This window comes from Campylobacter sp. MIT 97-5078, from assembly GCF_006864455.1.
Taxonomy (GTDB): Bacteria; Campylobacterota; Campylobacteria; order Campylobacterales; family Campylobacteraceae; genus Campylobacter_D.
Genome location: NZ_QHLK01000034.1, coordinates 1 through 2,824 on the forward strand (window position 1 = coordinate 1; position 2,824 = coordinate 2,824).

Annotated in this window: 2 protein-coding genes; both read left to right on the forward strand. The window is 36.6% G+C overall.

The features are described 5' to 3' along the window. Window positions 1-1,623, forward strand: a 1,623-nt coding sequence (locus tag DMB91_RS08660) for an SEC-C metal-binding domain-containing protein (RefSeq protein ID WP_034906383.1), incomplete at its 5' end; no start/stop codon positions are given. Window positions 1,624-1,631: 8 nt separating this feature from the next. Then, on the forward strand, window positions 1,632-2,824 hold a 1,193-nt coding region (locus tag DMB91_RS08665), incomplete at its 3' end, for an ABC transporter permease (RefSeq protein ID WP_260604907.1).

Below are 2,824 nucleotides of genomic sequence, written 5' to 3' on the forward strand. Positions count from 1 at the left end.
TATGTGGTGCGTAATAAAGAAGTTATCATCGTTGATGAATTTACAGGTCGTTTAAGTGAAGGCAGACGATTTAGTGATGGGCTTCACCAGGCTTTGGAAGCTAAAGAGGGGGTAAAAATTCAAGAAGAAAGCCAAACTTTAGCTGATATTACCTTTCAAAATTATTTTAGAATGTATAAAAAATTAGCCGGCATGACAGGGACAGCTCAAACTGAAGCAACTGAATTTAGCCAAATTTATAGTCTTGATGTGATTTCAATTCCTACTAATATCCCTATCAAACGTCAGGATAAGCACGATCTTATCTACAAAAGTCAAAATGAAAAATTCAAAGCGGTTCTTGAGGAGATCAAAAAGGCAAATGCTAAAGGACAGCCGGTTTTGGTTGGAACTGCAAGCATTGAAAGAAGTGAGGTTTTTCATGAAATGCTCAAAAAAGAAAAAATCCCTCATCATGTCTTAAATGCTAAAAACCATGAGCAAGAAGCCTTAATTATAGCTGATGCTGGCAAAAAATCAGCCGTAACTATAGCCACAAACATGGCAGGGCGAGGCGTGGATATAAAGATAGATGATGAGGTAAGGGCTTTAGGCGGACTTTATATCATAGGCACAGAAAGACATGAAAGTAGAAGAATTGATAATCAATTAAGAGGACGTGCTGGAAGACAAGGTGATCCGGGCATGAGTCGTTTTTATCTTAGCTTAGAAGACAATCTGCTAAGAATTTTTGGAGGCGATAGAATCAAAGGCATTATGGAAAGACTAGGGATTAAAGAAGGCGAAAGTATAGAAAGTGGCATAGTTACAAGAGCAGTTGAAAATGCTCAAAAAAAGGTTGAAAGTTTGCATTTTGAAAACAGAAAGCACCTTTTAGAATACGATGATGTAGCAAACGAGCAAAGAAAAAACATATACCGCTATAGGAATGAACTTTTAGATGAAAATTATGATCTAAGCATAAAAATTGATCAAAATATAAGCGAATTAAACCATCATCTTTTGAGTGATTTTTTCTTAAGCGAACAAAATGATAGCGATCTTTTAAATTTAAAACAAAGACTTTTATTTGAATGTAATGTCGAGCTTAATGGAGCCGAATTAAAAGGGCTTGGTGAGGCTGATATAAATGAAAAACTTTATGAAATACTCAAAAAGCATTATGAGCAAAAAATGAGCTTTTTAAATGAAACAGATAAAAAGCGAGTGGAGCGAATTTTATACCTTCAAGTGCTTGATAATGCGTGGCGTGAGCATTTATATCAAATGGATATACTCAAAACTGGCATAGGACTAAGAGGATACAATCAAAAAGATCCACTTGTAGAGTATAAAAAAGAAAGCTATAATCTTTTCTTAGAGCTTGTTGAACGTATCAAACTTGATAGCACAAAGGCTTTGTTTAATGTGGTTTTTAATGCTTCTGAAAGTTTGGAGCAAAAGGCTCAAGAAGAAAATGAAAAGCTTTTGCAAAATTCAGTTGAAATAGGAGCAAATGAAGATAGCTTGGGCGAAGCTGAGTTTAAAAAAGTGCCACGCAATAGCCCTTGTCCTTGTGGAAGTGGTAAAAAATACAAAGAATGCCATGGTAAAAGCGGTCCTAAAAAAGGGGTTTTAGCTTGAAAAAAAGCATAAAAAGCATACCAAAATACCTACTTTTAAAATACCTCCGCTTTGATAAGGATCAGCCCTTTATCATGCTGTGTATGCTCTTAGCCTTTTTAGGCGTGTGTGTGGGCATTTGCGTTTTACTTGTGGCTATGGCTATCATGAATGGCTTTGATAAAGACTTTAAAGAACGTTTTTTTGTGATGAATTATCCGCTGACTATATTGCCTCGCTTTTATACTCAAGTTGATGATACCTTGATTCTCAAGCTTCAAAATGAATTTGAAGAGCTTAGCTTTAGCCCCTATTTGAGCACGCAAGTTATTGCAAGGGGTGATAATCGCTTTGAAGGCGGTATAGTTTTTGGTGTCAATTCCCAAGATGAAAAAAAGATTAACAAGGTTGTGGCTGAAGCCTTAAAAGATGAGGAGTTAAAAGGCTTTGATCTACTGGCTGGCTCGGCTTTAATCGATGAATTTCACCTTAAAAGAAATGATAAACTTCCTCTCATCTTTTCAAATCTTAATCCAAGTGGCTTAGCCTTAATCCCTCAAACCAAACGTTTTGATGTTAAATACAGCTTTAGCTCTGGACTTTTGCTCTATGATAAAGCCTATATGTTTGCAGATATTGAGGCCGTGCGTAAGCTTTTAAATGTGCCTAGTGGCGTGTATGAGGGCGTGCATGTGTATTCAAATGATGCCTTTAAGGACTTAGAACGTTTAAAAGCTTTTTTAGGAGATGAATTTGCAGTCTTTGGCTGGTGGGAGCAAAATGCGAATTTATTTTCTGCTTTGGAGCTTGAAAAAAGGGCTTTATTCACAGTTTTAATGCTTATTATCCTTGTTGCAAGCTTAAATATTATCTCATCTTTACTCATGATTGTGATGAACCGTCGCAGTGAAATTGCCCTTTTACTCGCACTTGGCACGAGTAAACAAGAGATCAAAAAAGCCTTTTTTGCCCTTGGCTCACTCATAGGTGGTGGAGGCATTTGTGCTGGAGTAGTGCTTGCTTTTATAGCAATGTGGGTGCTTGGAAATTTTGATATTATCTCTTTGCCAGCTGATGTGTATGGCTCAAGTAAATTGCCACTTGATTTAAGCATGATTGATTTTACGCTTACGCTTATAGGAGCAGGTTTAATCGTGGCTTTAAGCTCGTATTATCCAGCCAAAAAAGCTACTGAGGTTGATGTGCTTGATACTTTAAGAAA